At 70.2% G+C, this 23,651-nt stretch carries 25 protein-coding genes; 16 read left to right on the forward strand and 9 right to left on the reverse strand.

Going from position 1 to position 23,651, the window contains the following annotated elements; all coding sequences use genetic code 11:
• Window positions 1-172: 172 nt before the first annotated feature.
• Genes ACFWY9_RS23760 through ACFWY9_RS23800 form a run of 9 tightly spaced genes read left to right on the forward strand, consistent with a single transcriptional unit; the run spans window position 173 to window position 9,790 of the window.
• On the forward strand, window positions 173-1,546 hold the full coding sequence (locus ACFWY9_RS23760) for a DUF6801 domain-containing protein (RefSeq protein WP_378339944.1): 1,374 nt from the start codon (window positions 173-175) through the stop codon (window positions 1,544-1,546).
• Between the two features lie 45 nt (window positions 1,547-1,591).
• On the forward strand, window positions 1,592-2,383 hold the full coding sequence (locus ACFWY9_RS23765) for an MlaE family ABC transporter permease (protein ID WP_378328761.1): 792 nt from the start codon (window positions 1,592-1,594) through the stop codon (window positions 2,381-2,383).
• 3 nt (window positions 2,384-2,386) lie between these two features.
• Window positions 2,387-3,220, forward strand: a complete 834-nt coding sequence (locus ACFWY9_RS23770; RefSeq protein WP_378328760.1) for an MlaE family ABC transporter permease — start codon at window positions 2,387-2,389, stop codon at window positions 3,218-3,220.
• Window positions 3,217-4,431, forward strand: coding sequence for an MCE family protein (locus ACFWY9_RS23775; protein ID WP_378339945.1), 1,215 nt, complete (start codon window positions 3,217-3,219; stop codon window positions 4,429-4,431). Before ACFWY9_RS23770 ends, ACFWY9_RS23775 begins: the two co-directional genes overlap by 4 nt.
• Window positions 4,428-5,459 (forward strand): MCE family protein, encoded by a 1,032-nt coding sequence (locus ACFWY9_RS23780; protein ID WP_378339946.1) that lies wholly within the window; start codon window positions 4,428-4,430, stop codon window positions 5,457-5,459. The genes ACFWY9_RS23775 and ACFWY9_RS23780 overlap by 4 nt, the downstream gene beginning before the upstream one ends.
• Window positions 5,456-6,454, forward strand: a complete 999-nt coding sequence (locus ACFWY9_RS23785) for an MCE family protein (protein WP_378339947.1) — start codon at window positions 5,456-5,458, stop codon at window positions 6,452-6,454. The genes ACFWY9_RS23780 and ACFWY9_RS23785 overlap by 4 nt, the downstream gene beginning before the upstream one ends.
• A complete protein-coding gene (locus ACFWY9_RS23790; protein WP_378339948.1) occupies window positions 6,451-7,542 on the forward strand; it encodes an MCE family protein in 1,092 nt (363 codons plus the stop codon). Before ACFWY9_RS23785 ends, ACFWY9_RS23790 begins: the two co-directional genes overlap by 4 nt.
• Entirely contained in the window at window positions 7,539-8,594 is a 1,056-nt protein-coding gene (locus tag ACFWY9_RS23795) for an MCE family protein (RefSeq protein WP_378339949.1), read from the forward strand. The genes ACFWY9_RS23790 and ACFWY9_RS23795 overlap by 4 nt, the downstream gene beginning before the upstream one ends.
• Window positions 8,594-9,790: an MCE family protein gene (locus ACFWY9_RS23800; RefSeq protein ID WP_378339950.1), complete on the forward strand. Its 1,197-nt coding sequence runs from the start codon at window positions 8,594-8,596 to the stop codon at window positions 9,788-9,790. Before ACFWY9_RS23795 ends, ACFWY9_RS23800 begins: the two co-directional genes overlap by 1 nt.
• A gap of 164 nt (window positions 9,791-9,954) precedes the next feature.
• Here the strand turns inward: ACFWY9_RS23800 and ACFWY9_RS23805 are convergent, their stop codons facing one another.
• On the reverse strand, window positions 9,955-10,572 hold the full coding sequence (locus ACFWY9_RS23805; protein ID WP_378339951.1) for a hypothetical protein: 618 nt from the start codon (window positions 10,570-10,572) through the stop codon (window positions 9,955-9,957).
• A gap of 588 nt (window positions 10,573-11,160) precedes the next feature.
• On the opposite strand from ACFWY9_RS23805, the gene ACFWY9_RS23810 reads away from it, so the two are divergent.
• Window positions 11,161-12,201, forward strand: a complete 1,041-nt coding sequence (locus ACFWY9_RS23810) for an LLM class F420-dependent oxidoreductase (RefSeq protein WP_378339952.1) — start codon at window positions 11,161-11,163, stop codon at window positions 12,199-12,201.
• Between the two features lie 10 nt (window positions 12,202-12,211).
• Here the strand turns inward: ACFWY9_RS23810 and ACFWY9_RS23815 are convergent, their stop codons facing one another.
• Window positions 12,212-12,832: a class F sortase gene (locus tag ACFWY9_RS23815; protein ID WP_378339953.1), complete on the reverse strand. Its 621-nt coding sequence runs from the start codon at window positions 12,830-12,832 to the stop codon at window positions 12,212-12,214.
• Window positions 12,833-13,109: 277 nt separating this feature from the next.
• Between ACFWY9_RS23815 and ACFWY9_RS23820 the strand changes: the two genes are divergently transcribed.
• Complete coding sequence (locus tag ACFWY9_RS23820) at window positions 13,110-14,066, forward strand: Ppx/GppA phosphatase family protein (protein ID WP_378328813.1); 957 nt, start codon at window positions 13,110-13,112, stop codon at window positions 14,064-14,066.
• Window positions 14,067-14,111: 45 nt separating this feature from the next.
• Window positions 14,112-14,279 carry a hypothetical protein gene (locus ACFWY9_RS23825; protein WP_378328750.1) on the forward strand — a complete coding sequence of 56 codons (168 nt, stop codon included), beginning with the start codon at window positions 14,112-14,114 and terminating at the stop codon, window positions 14,277-14,279.
• On the opposite strand, the gene ACFWY9_RS23830 is transcribed toward ACFWY9_RS23825, so the two are convergent.
• Genes ACFWY9_RS23830 through ACFWY9_RS23845 form a run of 4 tightly spaced genes read right to left on the reverse strand, consistent with a single transcriptional unit; the run spans window position 14,276 to window position 18,398 of the window.
• Window positions 14,276-16,642 carry a glycoside hydrolase family 65 protein gene (locus ACFWY9_RS23830; protein WP_378328812.1) on the reverse strand — a complete coding sequence of 789 codons (2,367 nt, stop codon included), beginning with the start codon at window positions 16,640-16,642 and terminating at the stop codon, window positions 14,276-14,278. The two genes, ACFWY9_RS23825 and ACFWY9_RS23830, sit on opposite strands and share 4 nt — an antisense overlap.
• A 20-nt stretch (window positions 16,643-16,662) precedes the next feature.
• A complete protein-coding gene (locus ACFWY9_RS23835; RefSeq protein WP_378339954.1) occupies window positions 16,663-17,394 on the reverse strand; it encodes an HAD family hydrolase in 732 nt (243 codons plus the stop codon).
• Between the two features lie 40 nt (window positions 17,395-17,434).
• Entirely contained in the window at window positions 17,435-17,791 is a 357-nt protein-coding gene (locus ACFWY9_RS23840) for an ArsR/SmtB family transcription factor (protein WP_378328748.1), read from the reverse strand.
• A gap of 37 nt (window positions 17,792-17,828) precedes the next feature.
• Window positions 17,829-18,398, reverse strand: a complete 570-nt coding sequence (locus tag ACFWY9_RS23845) for a TetR/AcrR family transcriptional regulator (RefSeq protein WP_378328747.1) — start codon at window positions 18,396-18,398, stop codon at window positions 17,829-17,831.
• A 92-nt stretch (window positions 18,399-18,490) separates the two neighbouring features.
• Between ACFWY9_RS23845 and ACFWY9_RS23850 the strand changes: the two genes are divergently transcribed.
• The gene (locus ACFWY9_RS23850) at window positions 18,491-19,003 is read left to right on the forward strand and encodes a PaaI family thioesterase (RefSeq protein ID WP_378339955.1); all 513 of its coding nucleotides are present in this window, start codon (window positions 18,491-18,493) and stop codon (window positions 19,001-19,003) included.
• Window positions 19,004-19,138: 135 nt separating this feature from the next.
• On the opposite strand, the gene ACFWY9_RS23855 is transcribed toward ACFWY9_RS23850, so the two are convergent.
• Entirely contained in the window at window positions 19,139-19,621 is a 483-nt protein-coding gene (locus ACFWY9_RS23855) for a MarR family winged helix-turn-helix transcriptional regulator (RefSeq protein ID WP_378328745.1), read from the reverse strand.
• Here ACFWY9_RS23855 and ACFWY9_RS23860 point away from each other — a divergent pair.
• Window positions 19,620-20,096, forward strand: a complete 477-nt coding sequence (locus tag ACFWY9_RS23860; protein ID WP_378328744.1) for a pyridoxamine 5'-phosphate oxidase family protein — start codon at window positions 19,620-19,622, stop codon at window positions 20,094-20,096. The two genes, ACFWY9_RS23855 and ACFWY9_RS23860, sit on opposite strands and share 2 nt — an antisense overlap.
• Window positions 20,097-20,102: 6 nt before the next feature.
• On the opposite strand, the gene ACFWY9_RS23865 is transcribed toward ACFWY9_RS23860, so the two are convergent.
• Window positions 20,103-21,302, reverse strand: a complete 1,200-nt coding sequence (locus ACFWY9_RS23865; RefSeq protein ID WP_378328743.1) for an ROK family protein — start codon at window positions 21,300-21,302, stop codon at window positions 20,103-20,105.
• A gap of 133 nt (window positions 21,303-21,435) precedes the next feature.
• On the opposite strand from ACFWY9_RS23865, the gene ACFWY9_RS23870 reads away from it, so the two are divergent.
• Entirely contained in the window at window positions 21,436-22,191 is a 756-nt protein-coding gene (locus ACFWY9_RS23870) for a DUF427 domain-containing protein (protein WP_378328742.1), read from the forward strand.
• A 1-nt stretch (window position 22,192) separates the two neighbouring features.
• On the opposite strand, the gene ACFWY9_RS23875 is transcribed toward ACFWY9_RS23870, so the two are convergent.
• Complete coding sequence (locus ACFWY9_RS23875) at window positions 22,193-22,921, reverse strand: zf-HC2 domain-containing protein (protein WP_378339956.1); 729 nt, start codon at window positions 22,919-22,921, stop codon at window positions 22,193-22,195.
• 68 nt (window positions 22,922-22,989) lie between these two features.
• Here ACFWY9_RS23875 and sigC point away from each other — a divergent pair, with 68 nt between their 5' ends.
• Window positions 22,990-23,562, forward strand: coding sequence for an RNA polymerase sigma factor SigC (gene sigC, locus ACFWY9_RS23880; protein WP_378328740.1), 573 nt, complete (start codon window positions 22,990-22,992; stop codon window positions 23,560-23,562).
• Window positions 23,563-23,651 lie beyond the last annotated feature (89 nt).

Consider the following 23,651-nt stretch of genomic DNA (forward strand, 5'->3'; position numbering starts at 1 on the left):
GCGGGCGGTGCGTGGTGTGTGCCCCGCGGCCCCCCCCCCCCCTCGCGGCCGGCCCCCTCCCGTGAAACCCCCCCGCCCGGGGGGGGGGGGCCCCCCCCCCCGCGGGCCCCCCCACCACCCACTCACCGCGCGATCGGGGTCAGGCACCACCGGACAGGGACGGGGAGGGCGGATGGTGACTCGGGCAAGGGCGGCGATGGCAGCCGCACTCGCGGCCATCGTGGCCACCGCGCTCGCCGTACCGAGCTCAGCGGGTTCGGACGTGCCCGCGGACACCGGAAAGATCACCAAGCGCCTGCGCGACGTCTGCGCGTTCCCGGCGGGATCGCGGGACGTGGTCGCCGAACTGACCATGACGCGGCCCGGAACGGCTCGCCAGGGATCGCCCATCACGCCTGAAGACGTCTCGCTGAAGTTCACCTTCTCGGACACGGCGGTGGCAGCGCTGAGGGAACCCGGCGTCACCGCGATCGACGGCATGGCCACCGTCGCGGTGGACGCGGCCAAGGCCGAGCCATCGGCGGTGTCGATCTCCGGCACCCTGCCGAGGACCCCGCTGCCCGCCACCGGCGAGCTGGAGCTGGAACTGCCTGGCAAGATCACCCCGGCGATCACGGCGCCCGCTTCCGGCACGGTGTCCTTCACCGCCGGACCGACGACGTTGGTCCTTTCGCCACACAAGGCGGACGGCTCCGCGGCAGGGGACGTCGTACCGGTGCACTGCGCGGTCGCGGCCGGACAGGACATCGTGCTGGGAAACGTCCAGATCCTCCCGCCGCCGGAACCCTCGCCCAGCACGCCGGGAACGGTGTCCGGTACGGCGACGGCCACGAGAGGCCGCCCCGCGGCGGGTGCTTCGAGCGCGGAACCCCGTGCGGACTCGGCGAAACCCGCGGACACCGACCCGATCAAGACCTGCGGCGAACCCGATCCCGGCAGCCCCCGGATCCTCTACAAGTTCTGGGCCTATTACCCGCTCGTCGGCCACGTCACGGTGAAGAAGCTCAAGGCGGGCGTCGTGTTCGGCCCGCCGGGGTACATGAGCGCACAGATTCTTTACTGGCTCGGCTCGCACAAGGAGTACTGCGGTGGCGTGCTGGGGAGCCTGCACTGGCCCGCCGGGCAAGGGAAGTTCACCGTCTTCCGCTTCGTGGACACCGCGGCGACGGCCGAGATCCTCCAGCGGGGCCCGGTGACGGGCACCATCTACAACGGCGTGCTCGCCGGACGGGCCGCGGCCGATCTGCGCCTTGGCAAGGTATCGGTGCACGGAACACCGCTGGAAGTCGGCCGGGACTGCGGGACCGTCACCCCGGTTCCGCTGACCTTCCGATCCCGGCCGGGCGACTGGAACCCGATCGGAAACCCGGCCGGATTCCTGGAAGCCGACTTCACGATCCCGGACTTCGCGCGCTGCCAGGACGAAGAAAACCTCGACCCGCTGTTCACCGGAATGATCACCGGACCGGAAAACCACATCCGGCTCGATTTCGGGAACGTCGTCTTCTGTAATCCACCTGGCAAGGAATGTGTTCCGCCGCTGTGAAACCGGCGCTGTGAAACCCGGTGCTGTGAACTCAGGGAGGTCCGTGTGATCACCGTCCCCAAGGCGGCGGCACAGAGCCTGGCCGCGGCCGGCCAGGTGGGCAGGCTGTGCTCACTCGGCCTCGATGTGCTCCGGCTGACGTTCAAACGGCCGTTCCCGTTCCGCGAATTCGTGCGGCAGGGCTGGTTCATCGTCAGCGTGTCGATCCTGCCCGCCGTGCTGGTCGCGATCCCGTTCGGCGCCGTGCTCGCCCTGCAGCTGGGCACGCTGACCCGGCAGATCGGCGCGCAGTCGTTCACCGGGTCGGCGAGTGTGCTCGCGGTGATCCAGCAGGCCAGCCCGTTGATCACGTCGCTGCTGATCGCGGGCGCGGGCGGTTCGGCGATCTGCGCGGACCTCGGGTCCCGCACGATCCGCGAGGAGATCGACGCGATGGAGGCGCTGGCGGTCTCGCCCGTCCATCGCCTCGTGGTGCCGAGGGTCTACGCCGCCGTGCTGGTGAGCGTGCTGCTCAACGGCATGGTCAGCGTGGTCGGGGTGCTCGGCGGGTACGTGTTCAACGTCGTCGTGCAGGACGGCACGCCGGGGGCGTATCTGGCCACGTTCAACGCGCTGGCACAGCTGCCGGACCTGTGGATCAGCGAGATCAAGGCGGTGCTGTTCGGCTTCGTCGCCGGGGTGGTCGCGGCCTATCGGGGGCTGCATCCGGCGGGGGGCCCGAAAGGCGTCGGGGACGCGGTGAACCAGGCCGTGGTGATCACGTTCCTGCTGCTGTTCTTCCTCAACTTCGTCCTCACCACGATCTATCTCAAGATCGTTCCGCCGAAGGGCCTGTGAACCATGGTCGTCACGGATTCCCCCGGCCGCGTGAGCCGATCGCTCGACGGCTTCGGCAGGCTCGGTGACCAGCTCTCGTTTTCCGTCCGTGCGTTGCTGTGGGCGCCGCGGGTCGTGCGCCGCCATTTCGGTGAGGTCGTCCGCCTGCTCGCCGAGGTCAGCTTCGGGTCCGGCGCGCTCGCGGTGATCGGCGGCACGATCGGGGTGATGGTCGGGCTGTCCGTGTTCACCGGCACGGTCGTTGGCCTGCAAGGGTTTTCCGCGCTGAACCAGATCGGCACCTCGGCCTTCGCCGGGTTCCTCTCCGCGTACTTCAACACGCGTGAGATCGCACCGCTGGTGGCCGGGCTCGCGCTGTCGGCGACCATCGGGTCCGGGTTCACCGCGCAGCTGGGTGCGATGCGGATCTCCGAGGAGATCGACGCGCTCGAAGTGATGGCCGTGCCGAGCCTGCCGTTCCTGGTGACCACCCGGATCGTCGCCGGGTTCATCGCGATCATCCCGCTGTACGTGATCGGCCTGCTCACCTCGTATCTGGCCGCCAGGACCGTGACGGTGCAGGTCTACCAGCAGTCCCCGGGCACCTACGACCACTACTTCACGTTGTTCCTGCCACCGGCCGACGTGCTCTACTCCTTCGCGAAGGTGCTGGTGTTCAGCGTGGTCGTGATCCTCGGCCACTGCTACTACGGCTACCGCGCTTCCGGCGGCCCCGCCGGGGTGGGTGTCGCGGTCGGGCGCGCGGTGCGCTCGGCGATCGTCACCATCGCGATCCTCGATTTCTTCCTCAGCCTGGCGATCTGGGGCACGACGACCACCGTGCGGATCGCGGGATGAGCGTCTTCGAGGAGCGTTACCGGAGCCCGCGGATGCGGTTGCTCGGCCTTGTGTACCTCATGGTCGTCGCCGTCTTCCTGAGCCTGACCGTGGCCGTCTACCGGGACGTCTTCGCCACCGACGTCGCGGTGACACTGCGCACCGACCGGGCGGGGAGCCAGCTGCAGACCGACGCCGACGTCAAACTGCGCGGGGTGATCGTCGGGCGGGTACGCGCGGTGCGCAGCGACGGCCGCGGCGCCGAACTGGACCTCGCACTCGACCCCGCGCAGGCCGCCAGGATCCCCCGGAACGTCACCGCCCGGCTGCTGCCCAAAACCCTGTTCGGCGAACGTTTCGTGGACCTGGTCGTCGCCGGGCTCGCTTCCGGGCATCTCGCCGCGGGCGACGAGATCGGCCAGGACCACTCGGCCACCTCGGTGGAGCTGGAGCGGGTGCTGGACAACCTGCTGCCGTTGGTGCGGTCGGTGCGCCCCGACAAGCTCGCGTCGATGCTGACCTCGGTGTCCCAGGCCTTCGACGGCCGCGGGAAGTCCTTGGGCGAAACGCTGGTCCAGGTCGGCAAGTACGTCGGCGAGCTGAACCCCCAGCTGCCCGACATCACCGCGGACATCCGGAGTTTCGCCACCGTGGCCGACACCTACGCCGACGCGGCAGGCGACTTCCTGCGCGGCCTGTCCGATTTCGCCGTGACCAGCCGGACACTCGTCCGGCAACAGGCGAACCTTCAGACGCTGTACCAGACGCTGACCGGGGCGTCCCAGGACCTCACCACGTTCCTGGCGCGGAACAAGGACAACCTGATCTCGCTGTCGGGCACGAGCAGGCCGACGCTGGACCTGCTGGCCCGGTACGCCCCGGAGTACGGCTGTGTCCTGCGCGCGGTCGCGGACTTCAAGCCGAGGGTGGACAAGGCGTTCGGCAAGGACACCGGCAGGCCCGGCCCGAAGGCCACGCTGACCGTCACCCACGACCGGGGCAAGTACCTGCCCGGCACGGACGATCCCGTCTACGACCAGAAGGCCGGCCCGCGCTGCGACGGGCTGCCCCCGCCGGACAGCGGGGTCGGAACCGCCAATTCACCGCAGGAGCAACGGCTTCTGGCCGCGCTGCTGGCTCCGGTGCTCGGTTCGGGACCGGCCCGGGTACCGGGGTGGAGCGGGTTGCTGGTCGGGCCGTTGCTACGGGGAGCGGAGGTCGAGGTGAAATGAGGGGACTGCTGGCTCCGCTGCTCAAGCTGTCCGTCTTCGCATTGGTGACGCTGGTGTCGACCGGGGTGCTCGCGGTCACCATCGCCAACTTCGATCCGCGGTCCGCCGAGCGCTACTCGGCGCGGTTCACCGACGTCACCTCGTTGGTCGTCGGCGACGACGTCCGGATCGCCGGGGTGCGGGTGGGCGAGGTGAAAGGCATCGAGCTCGTCGACCAACGGATCGCGCACGTCGTGTTCTCGGTCGACGCCCGGCACGGGCTGCCCGCCGCGGTGACCGCGACCATCAAGTACCGCAACATGATCGGACAGCGGTACGTCGCACTGGAACGCGGCCCCGGCCCACCGCGCGACATCCTGGCGCCGGGCTCCGAGATCCCGCTCGAACGCACCCACCCGGCACTCGATCTGACCGTGTTGTTCAACGGGTTCAAACCGCTGTTCCAGGCGCTGTCGCCGGACGAGGTGAACAAGCTGTCCGGCGAGATCGTCCAGGTCCTGCAGGGTGAAGGGGGCACGGTGGAAGGCCTGATCCGGCACACCGCCTCGCTCACCTCGACGCTGGCGGGCAAGGATCAGGTGATCGGCGAGGTGCTCGGCAACCTCAACCGGGTGCTCGACGAGGTCAACGCCCGCGACGGGCAACTGTCCACTTTGCTCGGTACGCTGCGGGACTTCGTCAGCGGTTTCGCCGCCGACCGGGAGCCGATCGGTGACGCGATCAGCGCGATGTCCGAGCTCACCGGCGCCACCGCCGGACTGCTCGCCGACGGCCGCGAGCCGCTCAAGGACGGGATCGTCGCGCTCGGCCAGGTGTCGAAGAACCTCGCCGACAACGACCGGATCGTGGACTCCGCGCTCCGCAACCTGCCGGTGAAGATGGGGAGTATCACGCGCACCGCGTCGTACGGTTCGTGGCTGAACTTCTTCCTCTGCGGCGCGAACGCCGACTCGCCGCCGGCACCGCGGGACGGGCTTCCGTTGCCGCTGGCCGGCATCCCGGTGACCGAGGGGCGGTGCCGGTCGTGAAGTCCTTCCAGGAACGCAACCAGGTCGTCGTCGGGGCGGTGAGCACGGTCGTGCTCGTACTGATCGGCTTGGCCGCGTTCTACTCGGACGACCTGCCCGTCATCGGCGGTGGCACCACCTACACCGCTTATTTCAGCGAAGCGGCCGGAATCCTGGAGAGCAACGAGGTCCGGGCCGCCGGAGTCCAGGTCGGCACGGTGACCGGCGTGGAGCTGGATGGCGATCACGTCAAGGTGCGGTTCCGGGTGCGCGACGCCCGGCTCGGCGATCACACCACGGTCGCGATCCGGATCAAGACGTTGCTCGGCGCGAAGTTCCTCGCACTCGATCCACAGGGCGAAACGGCACAGGATCCGAACAGCCCGATCCCGCTGACCAGGACCGTCGCGCCGTACGACATCAACCAGGTCTTCGACCGGCTGTCATCGACCGTCACCGAGATCGACACCGGGCAGCTCGCCGAATCCCTGCGCGTGCTTTCCGGCACCTTCAAGGATTCCCCGCCGCAGGTCCGGTCCGCTTTGGACGGTCTGTCCGCCCTGTCGAAGACGATCTCCTCCCGGGACACCGAACTGGCCAAGCTGCTCGGCAACACGCAGCAGATCAGCCGGACCTTCGCCGACCGGGACGCCGATGTGGCGAAACTGCTCACCGACGGCAACAAGCTGCTCGGCGAGATCCGGGCGCGCCGGGATTCCATCGCGAAGCTGCTGACCGGCACACGTGAGCTGGCGAAGCAGCTTTCCGGCCTGGCGACCGACAACTCCGCCCAGCTGCGACCGGCCTTGGAGCAACTGGACCGGGTCAACACCGTGCTGCGCCGCAATCAGGACAACCTCGCCAAGAGCCTGGCGCTGGCGGGGCCGTTCTACCGCCTGCTCGGCAACGCCGGCGGCAACGGCCGCTGGCTCGACACCTACATCTGCGGCCTGATCCTGCCGGACGACACTGCCCCGCCGGGCAAGTGCGTTGCCCCGAAAGGACCACCCCGGTGACGGCACCGAGCGCGCGTACCCCCAATCCCGGTTTCCGGCGCGGACTGCGCGCGCTGGCCATCCTGGTCGTGCTCGCGACGGCGTTGGCGGGCCTCACCTGGTGGGTCTTCGGCCCTGCTGGTGGAAGTAGCCGGGTGACCGTGTACTTCGGCTCGGCGGTCGGTCTCTACCCGGGTTCCACGGTGCGGGTGCTGGGGGTTCCGGTGGGCAGGGTGGACGAGGTGACGCCGGTCGGAACCCGTGTCAGGGCCGAGCTTTCGGTCCGTGAAGGCCAGGCCGTGCCCGCCGGGGTGACGGCGGTCGTGGTCGCGCCGAGCCTGGTCAGCGACCGGTACGTCCAGCTGTCCCCGGTGTACACCGGCGGCCCTCGGCTCGAGTCCGGCGCGGTGATCCCGGTCGAGCGAACCGTCACCCCGGTCGAGCTGGACGAGCTCTACAAGAGCGTGAACCAGCTGTCGACCGCGCTGGGGCCCGCCGGGGCGAACTCGGGCGGCGCGCTGTCGAACCTGCTGGACGTGCTCGCGAAGAACGCGCAGGGCAACGGAGCGACCCTCAACCAGACGATCAAGCGGTTCGCCGACGCCACCAGGACGCTGGCAGGGACCTCCGGGCAGCTCTTCGGCACCGTCGACGGCCTGCGGAAGTTCACCACCATGCTGGCGAACAACGACGGCCAGGTCTCCGAGTTCACTCGGCAGTTGCAGGACGTTTCGGGGTTCCTCGCCGCCGAACGCGGCGATCTGGGCGGCGCGCTCGGCGAACTGGCGAACGCGCTGGAACTCGTCCGCGGCTTCGTACGGGACAACCGCGGCCAGCTCAAGTCCAATGTGGACAAACTGGCCGAGATCAGCGGGGTACTGGTCGACCAGCGGCAGTCGCTGGCGGAGGCGCTGGACACCGCGCCCAACGCGCTGGACAACCTGTACCACGCGATCAACCCGGCCACCGGGGCGCTGGAGACCAGGGCGAATCTGCTCGAGTACTTCGACAAACCGGCCGAAGTGGACTCCGGAAGGCTTCCGGCGGACGCGCCGCCCTTGCCGCTGCCGCTGGCCGGACCCGCTTATCTTGGGGGTGGGCACTCATGACCTGGTGGCGGCTGCTGCCTGTCGGGCTTTCCGCGCTGCTGCTGACCGCGTGCGGTGCGGACGGCTTCCCCGGCCTGTACGAGATGCCGTTGCCCGGCGGCGCCGATCTCGGGGACCATCCGTACCGGCTCACCGTCGAATTCGCCGACGTACTCGACCTGGTCCCGCAGGCCGGGGTCAAGGTCGGCGACGTACCGGTCGGCAGGGTGGATCGGATCGGCCTCGGTGCGGACGGCTGGACCGCCGAGGTCGGATTGCTGGTCAACGGTTCCGTGGCGCTGCCCGGCAACGCGATCGCGAGTGTGCGCCAGTCGAGCCTGCTCGGGGAGAAGTTCGTCGAGCTCGCGCCGCCGCGCGGCGAACCCGCGGTGGGCGGACTGGCGGACCACGCGACCATCCCGTTGGCCCGTACCAGCCGCAACGCGGAGGTGGAGGAGGTCTTCGGCGCGTTGTCGCTGCTGCTCAACGGCGGCGGCGTCGCGCAGTTCCAGGTCATCGCCAAGGAGGTGGACAACGCGCTCGCCGGAAACGAAAGCGGTATCCGTGCGCTGCTGGCCAATACCGGCAAATTCGTGTCCGAAATGGACTTTCATCGTGGCGAGATCACCAAGGCGCTGGACAGCCTGAACCGGCTTTCGCTGACCCTGGCCGGTCAACGCGAACGGATCGGCGGGGTGCTGGCCGATCTTGGGCCGGGCATCGACGTCCTCGCCAGGCAACGCGGCCAGCTGGTCGGCCTGTTGCGGTCGCTGGACACGCTGTCCGGCGTGGCAGTGGACACCATCCGCAAGTCCAAGGACGACATGATCGCCGATCTGCGTGCGCTCGCGCCGATTCTGCGCAACTTGGCCGATGCGGGCAAAAACCTGCCCGAGGCGTTCGAACTGCTCCTGACCTACCCCTTCACCGACTCCGCGGCCCGGTCGGTGCGTGGCGACTACACCAACGTCTTCATCGACCTCGGTCAAGTGCGTGCCGATGCCACGGCTCCCGGTGCTCCCGCGCTGCCGTTGCGGCCGCTGGACCCGCCCGTGATCGGGGGAGGGCGCTGATGCTGACTCGCAGGATCAAGCTGCAGGTGGCCGTGTTCGTCATCGTCGCGCTGGTCGGCATGAGCTACGTCGGCGCCCGGTACGCCGGACTGGACGAACTGTTCGGCGGTGGCGGGATGCTGGTCAAGGTCGAGCTGGCCGAGTCCGGCGGGCTGTTCCCCAACGCCGAGGTGACCTACCGGGGCGTGCAGGTCGGCAGGGTCGGGCCGATGCGGCTGACCGAGGACGGCCTCGAAGCCGAGCTGCGGCTGAACCGTTCGGCGCCGGAGATCCCGCGGGATCTCGACGCCGTGGTCGCCAACCGGTCCGCGGTCGGTGAGCAGTATCTGGATCTGCGGCCGCGACGGGACGACGGGCCGAAACTCGCTGACGGCACGGTGATCCCGCGCGGTGTCGTCCGGCTGCCGATGCCGGTGGAGACCGTGCTGACGAACCTTGACAGCCTGGTCTCGTCGGTGCCCACCGATTCCCTCCGGACCGTCGTCGACGAACTCGACCAGGCGTTCCGCGGCCGCGGCGACGATCTGGGGATGCTCCTGGACACCACGCACGATTTCGTGCGGACGGCGACGGAGCACCTGCCGCAGACCAAGCAATTGATCACCGACGCGAACACCGTGCTGCGGACGCAGAGCGAACAGTCACCCGCGATCGGCTCGTTCAGCAAGGACGTGCGGCTGCTCGCCGAACGGCTTCGCGATTCCGACTCCGACCTGCGCAGGCTCATCGCCGCGACACCTCCGGTGGCCGAGGAGGCGACAGCGCTGCTGCGAGAGTCCGGGGCCGGCCTCGGCGTGTTGTTCGCGAACCTGCTGACGCCCGCGAAGGTGTTCCAGGTGCGCGGCGGCGCCCTCGAAGAACTGCTGAGCCAGTACCCCCTCGCGGTCGGCGCCGGATACCACGTGATCGGGCCGGACGGGGCCGCCAATCTCGCGCTGGTACTGAACTTCCACAATCCGCCGTCGTGCCGGGCGGGCTACGACGGGACTCCGTACCGGCAGGGCGCCGACACCGCGCCCGCGTCGCCGAACACCGGCGCCCGGTGTGCGCTTCCGGCAGGGAGCCCGAGCTCCGTGCGTGGTTCGCAGAACGTGCCACGGGGCGGCCCGGTCCCGGATCCGCCGCCGCTGCTGGCGGATCTGACGACGCCCGGTCCGGAAACGTTGTCGCTGCGGCAGTTGTTCGGCCTGAACTGACAGGAGCCCGTGCTGCGCTCGGCCGCTCGCGTTTCTCGACGAGGTGGCCGCCAGGGCGGATACCGGCACCAGCACCGCCACGGCGGTCACCGTTGTCGCGCGGCGTGTCGGTGGGGGCTGGAAGATCAGCCGGCCGATCCCACGCCGAGTGGCTACGGGCCGGTTCACCCGGCGGAGGGAACCCAGGGACCGAGGTGCAGCTTGATGCCGTTGTCCGGGCCGGGGATGAGCAGGTTGAGCATAATGGTGGACAGCCCGCAGCCAGTGAATTCGGGAATGGCGAAGATACCGGAAACGTAGCCACCCTTGAAGATGTCGTAATCCGGCGCGGACACCAGATCGATCGACGCCGGCTTGCTCGTCGTGCAGTTGTCGCCGACCAGCAAGGGGAAGCCCACGGCTTTGACGTCCTTGAGCTTGAGGGTGACATCGGCGTGCGCGGTGATCTTCCCGCCGTGCAGAATTCCGGTGATCGGACCGGCCTGGCTGAATTCGACCGTCGCCGTCGTCGGGATGACCCCGAAGATCTTGAAGCTCCCCGCCGCGGGTGGCAGTGTGATGTCCGCGGTGAAATCGGCCCTGTCCTTGGCCGGGTCGACCTTGACGATCTGGCCGGAGAGCTTGCCGGCGCCGATTTCCACCGAGGAGTCCAGTTTCTTGATGGTCGAGGTGCCACCGGTGATCGTCAGGCTGATCTTGGGCAGTCCGCCATCCGCCGGTGCGCCGCCCGCCACAGGTGTGCCGAGCACCGCGCCGGTCAGCCCCATGACGAGGCTGATCACGGCGATCCTGGATCCGATCCTTGGCGATCTGAAACGACCCAACATGGAAGTCTCCCGAATCTTTGATTTCCGGCGGAAGATCGAATGAGAGATTAAACGATGATTCTGTGGTGCGCAGTGGAGTAGTCTACTCGCCCCATTTATGGTCACAAGATCCGTCCGTCCGTTGACCGATCCAGGATTTGCGGAGACGGTTTGTTGTCAGTGAGTTCCGTGATTTGTTCTCCGTTTTGTCGGTCCGATGACAATGAAGTCATGCCAGGTGCCGCGCGTGCCGAAATCACGGTCGAACCGGCTCCTGCCGGGCACCCGTGCTACGCGCGGGAGCGAGAAGCGCCGCGATCGGTCCGATGAGCGAGTGCTCACTTACCACTCTCGGGAGAGGGTGCTCCGGCAGTCGTCGAGGAGGGGTGCGCGCATGCCGTGCCGTTCGGCCCGACGCGCACGGTGCCCTGGTGAGGGCGCTCTCCAGCCCGGTGGTCCACGACCGGCCGGGCGAAAATTCACCAGACTGGTGAGATTTCCCCCGATCTGTCGATAAAGCACCCGCTTAGTACGCTGTGCCCCAGGACGAGCGAAGGAGCACGGATGCGGATCGGGACCCAGATCAACTACGCGGGCGGATTCGCCGACAGCGTCGCGGACATCGTCGAGCTGGAGAAGGTCGGGCTCGACATCGTCTTCGTGCCGGAGGCGTACTCGTTCGACGCGGTCAGCCAGCTCGGTTACGTCGCCGCGAAGACCGAGCGCGTGGAGATCGCCTCGGGCATCTTCCAGATCTACACCCGCACGCCGACGCTGACGGCGATGACCGCGGCCGGGCTCGACTTCGTCTCGGGCGGCCGGTTCACGCTGGGCCTCGGCGCGTCCGGACCGCAGGTGATCGAGGGCTTCCACGGCGTGAAGTACGACGCCCCGCTCGGCCGTACCCGCGAGATCATCGACATCTGCCGCCAGGTTTGGCGCCGCGAGCGCGTCGTGCACGACGGCAGGCACTACACGATCCCGCTGCCGCCGGAGCAGGGCACCGGGCTCGGCAAGCCGCTCAAGCTGATCAACCACCCGGTGCGCGAGCGTATCCCGATCCTGCTCGCCTCGATCGGCCCGAAGAACGTCGCCCTCACCGCGGAGCTGGCCGAGGGCTGGGAGCCGATCTTCTTCCACCCCGAGAAGGCCGCCGACGTCTGGGGTGACGCGCTCGCCGAGGGCAAGGCCAAGCGGGACCCGTCGCTGCCGGAGCTGGACACCTTCGTCGGCGCCGCGCTCGCGATCGGGGACGATGTCGACCACCTGCTGGACCACCTGCGCGGGATGCTGGCCCTCTACATCGGCGGGATGGGCGCGCGGGGCAAGAACTTCTACAACGACCTTGCCCGCCGCTACGGCTACGAGGCCGAGGCGAAGCTGATCCAGGACCTCTACCTGGACGGCAAGAAGGAGGAGGCCGCGGCCGCCGTCCCGGTCGAACTGCTGCGCGCGATCTCGCTGGTCGGCCCGGCGGGCTACGTCAAGGAGCGGCTCGCCGCGTTCAAGGAGGCCGGGGCGACCACGCTGGTCGTGAACCCGCTGCTGCCCGGCCGCGAGGCTCGCGTCGAGGCCGTCGCCAAGCTCCGGGAACTCCTCGGCTGACGCCGCGGCGTCAGGGCGCCGGAGCGGCGAACACGGCCGTCCGGTGCCCGGCGCTCGCGGTGTCGTAGGTGCCGTGGCAGGTGATCAGCCGGAGTTCGGGGCCACCCGAATCCGGCGCGACGAGCGCGCTGTCCGGGGCGTCCGCCGGGAAATCAGCCACTCGGCGCACGACGAACCGGCTGGCCTGCCCGGTGTCGTCACGCACCGTGATCTCGTCGCCGGGGAGCAGGATGGCGAGCCTGCCGAAGGCGCCGTGCGCGTACCCGAAGCCCGCGTTCCCGGCCATGACGGCGACTCCGGCGTCGCCGGGCGCGGGCCCGTCGGCGAACCAGCCGACGCCCGCGGCGGTGCCCGGCATCTCCCGGCGGCCGTCGGCGGTGTGCCCGAGTTCGACGAGCTTTCCGCTGGTCAGGCCCAGCACCGGGATTTCGAGGGCGGCCGGTTTCGCGGCCGGGTGACCGGCTGCGGGCGAGACATTCCCAGCGGGCATGGGTGTGGTGCCGACCGCCGCGGGCGTCAGTGCGAGCGAGACGCCGAGCAGTATCCCGCCGAGGCCCACGATGACGGCGCTCGCCGCGGCGAGCAGCGGGACGAGTTCACCTCGCCGCTCGGGTCGTCGGATCACGTTCACCTGCTGCTCCACCCCGGTCTGATGCCCAGTGATCGCTCCGGCACCCCGATGTCGTTACCGAATTGAGTCCTCGGCGCCCCGGATTCACTCGGACGGGTTACCTGTCTGTAATCTGTGGTGATAACACGGCGGAGGTACGCCGCCAGAAAGTTGTCAAAACCACGTGACTTGTGAGGGATTTCGGCCAATATCAGGTGAACAGGGGGTTGAATCCAGGACACGGAACGACCCCGGAGGATTTCGCAGCGGAAGTGAGGTGCACCCGGCTGTGCCGAAGATCGCGTCGAAGATCGAGAAGTCCGCGGTGGGCGTGCTGGACGTCGGATCGTTCAGTGCGCGCCTGGTGGTGCTGGAGCCCGGCGGGACACCGCTCGACCCGGCGCTGTCCCACCAGACCCGGCTCCGGCTCGACCGCGAACTCGACCCGGCGGGGCGCCTGACCGAACGCGGGATCGCGGCGGTGTCGGCCGCGGTGTCGGCCGGGATCACTATGGCCGCCAAGCACGGGGTCACCGACGTGTACCCGCTGGCGACGTCCTCGATCCGGGACGCGCGCAACGCGCGGGAGGTGGTCCGGCGGATCGCCGAGGAGACCGGCGTCGAGCTGCGGTTCCTGTCCGGTCGCAGGGAAGCCGAACTGGCCTACCTCGGTGCGCGCCGCTGGTACGGTGCCGGCGCCGGGCCGCTGCTGGTCCTCGACATCGGCGGCGGGACGGTCGAACTGGCCGCGGGCCGTGGCGAGCAGGCCGCGTTCGCGCGGTCGCTGCGGCTGGGTGCGCGGTCGATGACCCGCGACTGGCTGCCCGTCGAACCCGTTTCCGGCAAACGCGCCGGCGCGCTGCGGGAGCACGCGCTCGAAGAGGTCACCGAGGCGCTCGGCGACGTCCTGCCGGAGATCGCCGATCACCGCGTGGTCGGCTGCTCGAAGGTGCTGCGCCAGCTCGCCAGGCTCGCGGGCGACCGGCCCGGAAAGGCACGCGAGCTGCGGCTGGAGGACCTCCGCGCGTGGATCCCGCGGCTGGCCGCGCTCCCGTCGGCCCGCCGGGCCGAGCTGCCCGGGATCTCGCGGGTCCGCGCCCGGCAGGCGCTCGCCGGCGCGATCGTCGCGGAGGCGCTGCTCACCGTCTCCGGCGGCAAGGTGGCCATCTGCCCGTGGTCGACCAGGGACGGCCTGCTGCTCACCCTGCTCGACCGGCGTGGTGAACCGGTGCGCGCCCAGCGCCGGGTGGCCTAGTCACCGGTACTGGTGCCGGGACGGAAAACCGGGTAACCAGAGAAGATGAACGATCCTTTCGGGGAAGAGGACGAGAAGCAGCCGAAGCTGCCCGATCCCCAGCTGCCCGGCGACGTCCCTGCCGCGCCGGGCCCGGATCTGACGCCGGGCCGCACCCGGGACGTCGATCCGCCGCCCGGCACCGACGAACCGCTCGGCGAGCCGCCGGACTAGCGGTCGAACTCGCGGACCCGGGAGGCGTCGCGCCGCACCGGCTGCCTGCCGATCGGCTGCACCGGCGGCTCGCCGGGGTCGATCGGCGGGATCGGCAGCCGTACCGGTTCCGCGGTCACGGTGAACTTCTCGCCGTGGTGACACAGTTCGAGCGGTTCGCCGGCCAGGACGTGGTAGGTGGCCTCGTCGCGGTCGATCTCGACCTGGAACCGGGTTTCGCGGAAGCACAGCCGGAAGGTGATCCGGTTCAGCTGCGGCGGCAGCCGGGGCGCGAACGTCAGGTCGCCGCCGTGGTCGCGCAGCCCGCCGAACCCGGCGACGGCGCCCTGCCACGCCCCGGCCAGCGACGCCATGTGGATGCCGTTGCGGACGTTGTTGTGCACGTCGTGCAGATCGGTCAGCGCCGCCTCGGCGAGGTAGTCGTAGGCGAGCTCCAGCTGGCCGACCTCGGCCGCGACGACGGCCTGGGTGCCCGCCGAGAGCGAGGAGTCCCGCACGGTGCGCGCCTCGTAGTAGGCGAAGTTGCGGGCCTTCTCCTCGGGACTGAACGAGTCCCCGCAGAGGTACAGCGCGAGCACCAGGTCGGCCTGCTTGACGACCTGCTTGCGGTACAGGTCGAAGTACGGGTAGTGCAGCAGCAGGGGATAGTGCCGGGGGTCCGTGCCCGCGTAGTCCCATTCGTCGTGGTCGAGAAAGCCTTCGGACTGCGGGTGCACGCCGAGGTCGGCGTCGTAGGGCAGGTACATCGTCTCGGCGGCGGCGCGCCACGAGTCGATCTCCGGGGCGTCCACGCCGAACTCGGCGGCGAGGTCGGGATGCCGTTCACAGGTCCACACCGCGCCGTGCAGGTTCCGCCGGGCCATGAGGTTCGTGTAGACGTTGTTGTCCGCCACCGCGGAGTACTCGTCCGGCCCGGTCACCCCGTCGATGCGGAACGCGCCGTGCCGGTCGTGGTGGCCGAGCGACGCCCACAGCCGCGCCGTCTCCACGAGCAGTTCGGCACCGCACTCCCGCTCGAACTCCTCGTCCCCGGTGGCGCCGAGGTATCGCAGCACCGCGTCCGCGATGTCCGCGCTGACGTGGAACGCGGCGGTGCCCGCCGGCCAGTACGCCGAACACTCCGCGCCGTTGATGGACCGCCACGGGAACGCCGCGCCGCGCAGCCCGAGCTGGTGCGCGCGCTCCTTCGCCTTGTCCATTGTGGAGTGTCGCCAGCGGAGCGCGTCGCGCGCGGCGTCCGGCATCGTGTAGGTCAGCACCGGCAGCACGAAGGATTCGGTGTCCCAGAAGGCATGCCCGTCGTAGCCCGGCCCGGTCAGGCCCTTCCCGGCGATCGCCCTGCTCTCCCCGCGGGCCCCGGCCTGCAGCAGGTGGAACAACGCGAACCGGACCGCCTGCTGGAGTTCGGCGTCGCCGTCGATCTCGATGTCCGAGGTGGCCCAGAAGTCGTCGAGGAACGCCCGCTGCTCGGCGAGCAGGCCCTTCCAGCCGGTCTGCCGTGCCCCGGCGAGCGCGGCGTCGACCTGCGCGCGCAGCGCCGGGACGGACCGCTGCGCCGACCAGCCGTAGGCGAGGTACTTCGTGATCCGCAGCCGCCCGCCCTTCGGGACGTCGACGGCGACGGTGAGCCGGGCCAGGTCGTCCTCGGCGTGGATCCGGGTGCGGACGCCGTCGTCGACCTCGATCTTGTGGTCCATCGCCGCGGCCATCCGCAGCCCGGACACCCGGGTCTGGTGCACCAGCACGGCGTTGTACTGCTCGGCGTGGCTGAACAGCGAGACCAGCGGGGACTCCAGCGCCGCCGCGACCCGCGGGTCCCTGGTGTCCGATTCGATCGGCTCGTTGGCGAGCAGATCCGACTGCGCCACCAGCTGGAGGTCGTCGTCCAGTGGTTCGACCTCGTAGCGGATCGCCGCCACCGCGCGCTGCGTGAACGACACCAGCCGTTCGGTGCGCACGCGGACCCGGCGCCCGGTCGGCGAGGACCATTCGGTGGTGCGGGTCAGCGTGCCCTTGCGGAAGTCGAGCACGCGGTCGTGCGCGGTCGCGGTGCCGTAGCGCATGTCGAGCGGTTCGTCCTCGACGAGCAGCCGGATGATCTTGCCGTCGGTCACGTTCACGACGGTCTGGCCCTCTTCGGGATAGCCGTACCCGGCCTCGGCGTAGGGCAGGTCGTGCTGCTCGTAGAACCCGTTGAGATAAGTGCCCGGCAGTCCGCGCGGTTCGGCCTCTTCGAGCGTGCCGCGCAGCCCGATGTGCCCGTTCGACAGCGCGAACGCCGATTCGGTGCGCTGTAAGGCGTCGACGTCCATTCCGCACCAGCGCAGTTCCCACGGCGCGCATTCGTAGCCGTGTCCCGGCATGGTGCCCTGTCCAGGAAAGCTCACTCCGACTCCAGCAGTTCGGCGAGATCGTCCACAACGACGTCGGCGCCGTGCGCGCGCAGTTCGCCCGCCTGGTGCGCGCGGTTGACGCCGACGACGAATCCGAAGCCGCCGGCCCGACCGGCCTGGACCCCGGACTGCGCGTCCTCGAACACCGCCGCGTGCGCGGGTTCGACGTCGAGTGCCTTGGCCCCGGCGAGGAAGGAATCCGGCGCCGGCTTGCCCTTCAGGTGGTCCCGGCCGATCACCAGGCCGTCGATCCTGGCCTCCACGAACGGCGTCAGGTCCGCCGCGTCGAGCACCTTGGCGCCGTTGGCCGAGGACGTCACGACCGCGATCCGCAGCCCGGCGTCCTTGACGGCCCGCAGATAGCGCACCGAACCGGGATAGGGATTCACCCCGCGTTCGTCGATGATCTTCAGCACCAGCTCGTTCTTGCGGTTGCCGACGCCGTTGACCGTTGCCGTGTCGTTCGCGTCGTCCGGTTGCCCATCGGGGAGTTCGATTCCGCGGGATCGCAGGAATTCGCGGACGCCGTCGGCGCGCGGCCTGCCGTCGACATACGCGGCGTAGTCCTGGTCGGTGAACGGGGTGAAACCCTCGCCGTCGCGTTCCCGCAGGAACTCGTCGAACGTCCGCTTCCACGCCTCGCGGTGGAGCACGGCCGTCCCGGTCAGGACGCCGTCGAGGTCGAACAGACAGGCGGTGATGGTCTCCGGCAGTCCGAGCATGTCTGCGACGGTACCGGGCATCACCCGGTCTCGCCGGTGTTCACGGTGTCTCGGCGGGATGCGGCCGGACACGGTGGATCAGTTCGTGCACGTCCTCGTCGGCGAGCCGGTACCGCACCACCCGCCCGGTGCGCTGGGCGGCGACGAGCCCGTGCGCGCGCAGCAGCCGCAGCGCCTGCGAAACGGCGGTGTCGCTCATCCCGGTCACCGCCGCGAGGTCGGTGACGCTGATCTCGCGGGCGTAGTGGATGGACACCAGCAGCGCGAGCCGGGACGGATCGGCGACGACCGAGAACCGCCGTGCCCACTCGTCGATCACCGCGCGGTCGCCCAGCCCGGCGACGGCCGCGGCGACACGGTCGGGGTCGATGAGGCGGGGGCCGGGCTCGGTGCTCACGCGCCGATGATGGCAGCCCGGCCGCGGCCGGACCAGTTCAGGCGGCCTGGGCCAGCGTGGCGAAATGCGTGGCCGCGCGGTCGAGCGGGGCCACCGACCGGCGGACGCGGCAGAGCAGCAGCGCGCCCTCCAGGAGTTCCACCGCGGCGAAGGCGAGGTCCGTCGCCCGCTCGGCGTCGTATCCGCGTTCGGCGAGCAACTCGGCCAGCAGGGTGTGCCAGGTGTCGAACGCCTTGCGGCACGCCTCGGTGAGCGCGGGGGAGACGTTGGCCATCTCCAGTGAGACCGTGGCGAGCGGGCAGCCGCCGCGGTATTCGTCGGCGGCCAGCGCCTGCCCGGCCTTGCGGTACCACCAGCGGATCGCGTCCTCGGCGGTCTCGGTGCGTTCGAAGCCGCGCCGTACGGTTTTGGCCACGATCCCGGTGCCCAGCTCGACCGCGGCGACCCCGAGCTGTTCCTTGCCGCCGGGGAAGTGGTGATACGCCGAACCCCAGGGCGTCCCGGCCTCCTCGACCAGTCGCCGCCAGGACGTCGCCGTGTAGCCCTCGCGGCGGAACAGGGTCATCGCCGTCGAGATCATCCGCTCGCGGGTCGTGGTGTCGGGCACGTTCCCAGTCTAGTCCTTGACTAGGACGATCGTCCTGTGCTGGGGTGCCTGATAGGACGATCGTCCTAGTGACCTCGGTGAGTGGAGGCGGCATGACCGTCGAAGACGTGAACGTGGGGCAGCTGCGGGAAAAGACCATCGCGTGGCGGGATCCGCTGCCCATGGCCGGACTCGCCGCGAAACTGTCCGGAGTGGACTATCTGCGCGGGATCGCGGAGGGGTGGGTGCCGCCACCACCGATCTCCGCCCACTTCGGGCTGCGGTGGGTCAGTGTCACCGAGGGAGACATCGTCCTGGCCGCCGAGCCGGACGAGTCGCTGTACAACCCGATCGGCTCGGTGCACGGCGGGGTGGCGGCCACGATGCTGGATTCCGCGGTCGCGTGCGCGGTGCATTCGACGCTGCCCGCCGGGGTCGGCTACACCTCGGTCGAGCTGAAGGTCAACTTCGTGCGCGCGATCCACGCCGGGATGGGGGAGATCCGCGCGCACGGCTGGGTCGTCAAGGCCGGGTCGCGGGTCGCGTTCGCCGAGGGGGACATCCGGGACGCGGCGGGCCGGGTGCTGGCGACCGCGTCCAGCACCTGCCTGATCATCGCGGCCTGATCCCGGTTCGCCGGGCGGGTGCTGAAGGACGCCTTCGATGCACTCGCTGCACTGAAGGCGTCCTTCAGCGCGGCCAACGCACTGAAAGCGTCCTTCACAGCATCATCCACTTCGGACAGTGAGCCGCCGGAGCGGCTAGAGCGGCGGGCGGACGCGCCGGTTGCGGACGGCGTCCTCGCCGCCGAAACGGCTGATGATCGCCGTGAGGAGAGCTTGTGCGTCGGTGACTCGTGCCTCGCCGAATTCGTCGATCAGTTCGTCCTGGAGCGACTTCCTCAGTGTGCGAGTCTCCTCGACCGCCCTGCGTGCGTGCTCGGTGAGGTGCAGCAGGCGTGTCCGAGCGTCCTGGGGATCGGGCTCGCGGCGAAGCAGCCCACGCCGTTCGAGGTCGGCTGCGGCTTTCGAAGCGGCTTGCTGCGTCACGCCCATCCGTTCGGCGAGGGACGAGATCGACAGGGGGGCGGCGAGCACGTGCTGGAACACCACGCCGTCGTTGAACCGCAGGTCCTCGAATCCTTGCGCGGTCAGCCTTCGCCGGAGTTCGCCGGTCATCGTCCAGCCGGCGAACAAGGCGGCGAGTGACAGGTCCAGTTCGGGTGCCGTAGGATGCACAACCATGGTTGTGGAATCTAGCACGCCGCCCGGTGACCTGCTCGACGAGTTCGTCCGGGTCGCGCACCGGATCGTGTGGTGCACGCTGGTGACGGTCGATCGGCGCGGGCGCCCGCGGTCGCGGGTCGTGCACCCGATCTGGGAACGCGCCGGCGACACCGTGACGGGCTTCGTCTTCACCCGGCCGACCCCGCTGAAACTGGCCCATCTGGGGCGGACGCCGTTCGTCTCCTGCTCGTACTGGGACCCCGCGCACGAGGTCGCCGTCGCCGAGTGCGCGGCGGAGCTGCTCGACGACGAGCCCGTCCGCGAGCACGTCTGGAACCTCTTCGCCGCCGCGCCGGAACCACTCGGCTACGACCCGAAGATCCTCGGCGCGCGCGACCACCGGGACCCGGCGATCCGCGTGCTGCGGCTGACACCGTGGCGGCTCAGCTGCTCGGCAGGGACCGGCGGCCGGGCCTGGCGGGCGGCGGGCTGAAGGGGATCAGGCGGCGCCGACGCGTCGTTCGAACACCAGGCCCTCGGCGGCGCGGAGCCCGACGCTGATCGCACCGGCGAGCACACCGTCGTCGCCGAGCTCGCCCTGGACGACGGCCGGGACGAGCGGGGTGAACGCGCGCAGCGCCCGGTCGATCGGCTCCAGCAGCAGATCCGCCGCCGTGCCCATGCCCCCGCCGAGCACGATCAGCTCGGGGTCGATCACGGCCGCGACGGACGCCACGGTGTAGGCCAGCCGATCGGCTTCCGCCTCGACCGCCCGCTGCGCCAGCTCGTCGCCCTCGCGGGCGAGGCGGAACACCTCGCGAGCCGACTTCGCCGATCCCAGGCCGAGTTCCCGCGCCCCGCGCACGACGGACTGGGCGGCCGTGGCCTCCTCCAGATGACCGCGCGCGGGCGGCTCGCCCGGTTCGTCGGCCGAACGGAGCTGCCCGTACGGGAGGTAGCCGATCTCCCCGGCCGCGCCGGTGGCGCCGCGGAAGACCTGACCGTCGACCATCATGCCCATGCCGACACCGGTGCCGATCGTGATGCAGCCGAACACCGACGCGCCGCGGGCCGCGCCGCTCTCCCATTCGCCGACGGCGGTGAGATTCGCGTCGTTCTCCACCATCAGCTCGGGGCCGAGCACGGCCTCGAGGTCGTCGAGCAGCCCGGCGCGTCCCCAGCCGGGCAGGTTCGGCGCGTGCCGGAAGCAGCGCCGCGCCGGATCGGCGACACCCGGCGAGCCGAGCACGCGCACCACGATGTCGCCGGGGGCCAGGCCCGCGTCGGAGATCGTGTCGGCCGCGATCTTGCCGACCGCCGACACGAGCGCGTTGCCCGAACGGGCGGTGTTCCGCTCGTCCCGCCGCGCGACCGTCGTCCGGCCCAGGTCCGACACGGCCACCCGGATGTGTTCGCGGCCGATGTCCACGCCCAGTACGTAACCCGCGGTCGGATCCGCTTCGTAGAGCACCGCGGACCGGCCGGTGCCGGTGGAGGTGTGCCCGGTCGGGCGCGCCAGTCCCGCGGCTTCGAGCGCCAGCAGCGCCTGGCTCACCGTCGGCTTGGACAGCCCGGTGTCCTTGGCCACCTGGGGCCGGGTCGCCGGTCCGCCGCGGCGCAGCAGATCCAGCACCGCCCGCTGGTTGATCTTGCGCATCCCGGCGGGCGTGCCGACCGGCGGAGTGTCTACGCCAACCACCAGAGCCCGCTTCCTGTCGAAGGTATGGGTACTGCCAAGTTATCCGGCCGGACCGCGGCTTGGGTAAGAACCCTTCCTTTCGGCAGGGGCCGGGTGAGGGAACAGACACTCCCGGCGCGTCGTTGAACGCGGTATGAGCACGGCGGGACGCGGCCGGGTCCGCGTGGCACCAGGGGCGAAACGGGTCCGGGCCTACCTCGGCGGGCAGGTGGTGGCGGATACCGTCCACCCGCTGCTGGTGTGGGAAGTTCCTTACTACCCAACGTATTACTTCCCTCGTGCCGACGTCGTGACCGCGTTGCTCACCTCCTCCGGGAACACGGTGCGTTCGCCGAGCCGCGGAGAGGGTGTTCTTTCGACGATAAGCGCAGGCGGCGCCGAAGCGGTGGACGCCGCGCTGGAGTATCCGGATTCCCCGATTCCCGAACTCCGCGGCCACATCCGGCTCGAGTTCGGCGCGATGGACGCGTGGTTCGAGGAGAACGAGGAGATCTTCACCCATCCACGGGACCCCGGGGTGCGGGTGGACATCCTGCCGAGCTCCCGGCACGTCCGGATCGAGGTCGGCGGGGTGACCGTGGCGAACACCGTGCGCCCGTCGCTGCTGTTCGAGACCGGCCTGCCGACCCGGTACTACCTGCCCAGGACGGACATCCGGCTCGACCTGCTCGAACACACCGGCACCGTGACGCACTGCCCTTACAAGGGCGCGGCCGAGTACTGGTCGGTAAGGGCCGGTGGCGAGCTGCACACGGATCTGGCCTGGAGCTATCCGGTGCCTCTGCCGGAAAGCGCCCGGATCGCGGGCCTGATCGCCTTCACCGACGAACGCGTGGACGTCTACGTAGACGGGGTCCTGCAGGAACGGCCGAAGACCAAGTTCGGCTGAGTCAGGCGGCGTGGCGGCCGCTGGCGTGGCGGCGGGAACCGGGCCGGAGGCGGGGGCGCGTCACCGGCCCGGCGGTCTCCGTCGCGGAGACGTCGGCGCCGCCTGCGCCGTCGGAGACCACCGTGGGCAGGGGGCTGTGCCGGTCGCGATGCTGCCGGTGCACGGCGTAGAGCAGGGCGAGCCCGAGCACCACCAGCGTGTGCGTGAGGACCCGGCCCGCGGTGACCTGACCGGCGAACAGGTCGCCGGTGGACACCCCGAACAGAACCACGACGAAGCCGGTGAGCAGCGGCAACTGGCCCGACGCCGTCTTCGGCCGGAAGGTGGCCCACAGGAGGCCGACGCCCACCGCGAGGTTCCACGCGCCGCTCTCGTGCGCGAGGTGCCCGGCCAGCTGGACCGGGTCGTTCAGGTGATGCGCGTCTCCGCTGCCGAGCAGCTGGGCGAACGCCAGCGCGAGCTGGGCCACCGCGACCACGCCCAGCGCGATCCGCAGCGGCCAGCCCTCCCCGCTCGGCGCGGGGGCCCGGTCGAGGATGGCCGCGGTGAGGTCCGGAACCGGCGGGGCCGGGCGCAGCAACAGGCCGCGGTTCAGGCGTTCGGCGTCGGCGAACCACGTCCGGCACGCCACGCACCCGGCCAGGTGGCGGTCGACGGCCCCGGGCGGGCCTGGTTCGGTCTCGCCGTCGATCCTCGCCGACAGCCCTTCACGGCATTCTTCGCACCTCACCTCCCAGTAGTCGGACGCCGGAGCCGCGTGGTTCCCGCTGTCTTCCGCGTCGCTGCTATTTTCAGTCCATGCCCGGTGCGCGCAGCAGCGAAGACGACGAACGGACCACCGCGCTGGCGCTCGCCGCTGGCCGCGGGGACCGGCGTGCGCTGGAGGAATGGGTGCGGGCCACCCAGGCCGACGTCTGGCGCTTCCTCGCTCACCTCGCCGACGCCGGTTCCGCCGACGACCTCACCCAGGAGACCTACCTCCGGGCCTTCGGCAGCCTGCGCCGGTTCGCCGGGCGCTCGTCGTCGCGGACCTGGCTGCTGTCCATCGCCCGCCGCGTCGTCGTCGACCAGCTGCGTTCGGCGGGGGCCCGGCCGAGGATCGCCGACACGGACTGGGAGAGCGCCGCGGAACGCCGGAGCGCCCGCACCGCGGCGGCCGGGTTCGAGGACCTCGTCGAGCTGCGGATGCTGCTCGACGGTTTGGACCCGGAACGGCGCGAGGTGCTCGTGCTGACCCAGGTCCTCGGGCTGAGCTACGCCGAGGTCGCCGACGTCTGCGGATGCCCGGTCGGCACCGTGCGCTCCCGGGTCGCGCGGGCCAGGGACGATCTGCTCGACGCCGCCCGTGAGCGCGGGCACGACGTCGGCTGATCGTCCTTTTCGGACAATCAGATCGTGACCGGCAGCTCGTGTGCCCGGGCGTATTCCAGCGGACGGGAACGGCGTGCGCCGCTACTGTC

It is taken from the genome of Amycolatopsis sp. NPDC059027 (genome assembly GCF_042739735.1).
Lineage (GTDB): Bacteria > Actinomycetota > Actinomycetes > Mycobacteriales > Pseudonocardiaceae > Amycolatopsis.

Excerpts from the sequence above, each read along its gene's own strand:
- ACFWY9_RS23780 (WP_378339946.1), top strand. The coding sequence starts at position 4,428 with ATGAGGGGACTGCTGGCTCCGCTGCTCAAGCTGTCCGTCTTCGCATTG.
- ACFWY9_RS23835 (WP_378339954.1), bottom strand. The coding sequence starts at position 17,394 with ATGCTCGGACTGCCGGAGACCATCACCGCCTGTCTGTTCGACCTCGAC.
- ACFWY9_RS23775 (WP_378339945.1), top strand. The coding sequence starts at position 3,217 with ATGAGCGTCTTCGAGGAGCGTTACCGGAGCCCGCGGATGCGGTTGCTC.
- sigC (WP_378328740.1), top strand. The coding sequence starts at position 22,990 with ATGCCCGGTGCGCGCAGCAGCGAAGACGACGAACGGACCACCGCGCTG.
- ACFWY9_RS23860 (WP_378328744.1), top strand. The coding sequence starts at position 19,620 with ATGGTTGTGGAATCTAGCACGCCGCCCGGTGACCTGCTCGACGAGTTC.
- ACFWY9_RS23795 (WP_378339949.1), top strand. The coding sequence starts at position 7,539 with ATGACCTGGTGGCGGCTGCTGCCTGTCGGGCTTTCCGCGCTGCTGCTG.
- ACFWY9_RS23770 (WP_378328760.1), top strand. The coding sequence starts at position 2,387 with ATGGTCGTCACGGATTCCCCCGGCCGCGTGAGCCGATCGCTCGACGGC.
- ACFWY9_RS23810 (WP_378339952.1), top strand. The coding sequence starts at position 11,161 with ATGCGGATCGGGACCCAGATCAACTACGCGGGCGGATTCGCCGACAGC.
- ACFWY9_RS23850 (WP_378339955.1), top strand. The coding sequence starts at position 18,491 with ATGACCGTCGAAGACGTGAACGTGGGGCAGCTGCGGGAAAAGACCATC.
- ACFWY9_RS23800 (WP_378339950.1), top strand. The coding sequence starts at position 8,594 with ATGCTGACTCGCAGGATCAAGCTGCAGGTGGCCGTGTTCGTCATCGTC.
- ACFWY9_RS23870 (WP_378328742.1), top strand. The coding sequence starts at position 21,436 with ATGAGCACGGCGGGACGCGGCCGGGTCCGCGTGGCACCAGGGGCGAAA.
- ACFWY9_RS23825 (WP_378328750.1), top strand. The coding sequence starts at position 14,112 with ATGAACGATCCTTTCGGGGAAGAGGACGAGAAGCAGCCGAAGCTGCCC.
- ACFWY9_RS23760 (WP_378339944.1), top strand. The coding sequence starts at position 173 with ATGGTGACTCGGGCAAGGGCGGCGATGGCAGCCGCACTCGCGGCCATC.
- ACFWY9_RS23855 (WP_378328745.1), bottom strand. The coding sequence starts at position 19,621 with ATGGTTGTGCATCCTACGGCACCCGAACTGGACCTGTCACTCGCCGCC.
- ACFWY9_RS23830 (WP_378328812.1), bottom strand. The coding sequence starts at position 16,642 with ATGCCGGGACACGGCTACGAATGCGCGCCGTGGGAACTGCGCTGGTGC.